This is a genomic window from Arthrobacter sp. HMWF013, from assembly GCF_003061105.1.
Classification (GTDB): Bacteria; Actinomycetota; Actinomycetes; order Actinomycetales; family Micrococcaceae; genus Arthrobacter.
The window spans coordinates 1-1507 of sequence record NZ_QAIQ01000607.1 but is presented as its reverse complement, the minus strand read 5'-3'; the positions used below and the strand labels follow the sequence as shown (position 1 = coordinate 1507).

Here is a 1507-nt window from a genome sequence, read left to right as displayed (position 1 = left end):
GCCCAGCACAGACCTGCCGTTCTTCAAGCTGGACAACGTGGTGGTCACCCCGCACCTTGGGGCGTCCACCGATGAGGCCCAGGAAAAGGCCGGCGTCTCCGTCGCAAAGTCCGTGCGCCTGGCCCTGGCCGGCGAACTCGTTCCGGATGCAGTGAACGTGGCCGGCGGCGTGATCGCCCCCGACGTCCGCCCGGGCATTCCGCTGATCGAAAAGCTGGGCCGCATCTTCACCGCGCTGACCCACGCTTCCCTGACCCAGTTCGACGTCGAGGTGGCCGGCGAAATCTCGTCCCTGGACGTCAAGGTGCTCGAACTCGCCGCCTTGAAGGGGATCTTCGCTGACGTCGTGACCGAACAGGTTTCCTACGTCAACGCACCGGTCATCGCCGAGCAGCGCGGCATCAACGTCCGCCTGATCACCACGCCGGACACCGAGTCCTACCGCAACCTCCTCACCCTGCGCGGAGCCCTCAGCGACGGCACGCAGATTTCCGTCGCCGGCACCCTGACCGGCCCCAAGCAGGTCCAGAAGCTCGTGGGAATCAATGGCTTCGAGCTGGAAATCCCCATCAGCGAACACCTTGTGGTGGTTTCCTACGCCGACAGGCCGGGTGTGATCGGAACCATCGGGCACATCCTCGGCATGAACAACATCAACATTGCCGGTATGCAGGTGGCCCGCCAGGACGAGGGCGGCCAGGTGCTCGCACTGCTGACGATCGACAGTTCCGTTCCCCAGCAGGTACTCGATGCCATCAAGGCGGGCATCGGCGCCGAGATGGTCCGCGAAGTGGACCTCGAGGACTAAGAAACGCCGGGCGGCGCTCCCCGCTTGGGCGCGTCCGCATCCAGCCACGTATGATTGGCCGGTCTGCTTAAAGTGGTTGGGTCCCGGTCCGGGCCCAGCCGGCAGGCCGGCCATCACCTTTCGCACACTAAACGGTTAATCGCCGCTGCCCGTCTCCGGGCAGACTCATGTGTGCACACGCAATCCAGGTTTCAGGGAGCTCAATGAACGCCGTCCAGAGGTTCATCAGAAGCAAAGTGCTGCTGCTGACCGCGGCCATCTTGATCGCAGCCATGTGCTTGTCGGTCCTCGTCCAAGGCCAGTCTCAGGCCGCACTTAACAGGACGGTGGATGAGAACTCGCGCGGGCTCTACGACGTCCTGGTGCAGGCCAAGGCGGGCTCCGGCGCCCTGATGCAGCCGGAGATCGCAAACGGCGGCGGCGGGATCAGCTTTGACCAGCTCGAAGCCATCCGGAAGCTCACCGGAACCTCCGTTGCAGCCCCGATCAGCCTGGTCTCACGCGTCACGCAGAACCTGGAAGCGCCGCGGCTCGACGCCATGGACTACCTCGGGTACAACTCCGGCCTCGCCGGTACCGCCACCACCGATCAGGCGGCAGGCGCCACCGAGCCGGCGAAGTGGCCCGCAGCTGAGTCCGTGTTGACCGACGCCGCCAAGAAGTACCGGCTGACCGCCAGCGCCGTCAGCACCGACGGTG

General features: G+C 65.2%; 1 protein-coding gene and 1 pseudogene. Both read left to right on the top strand.

Annotated features, from left to right (window positions below):
- Positions 1–808: ACT domain-containing protein (locus DBR22_RS20425; RefSeq protein WP_146187595.1), on the top strand; the 808-nt coding region annotated here is incomplete at its 5' end.
- A 203-nt stretch (positions 809–1011) separates the two neighbouring features.
- Positions 1012–1507 (top strand): annotated as a pseudogene (locus tag DBR22_RS20420) (ABC transporter permease); the annotation flags it as partial.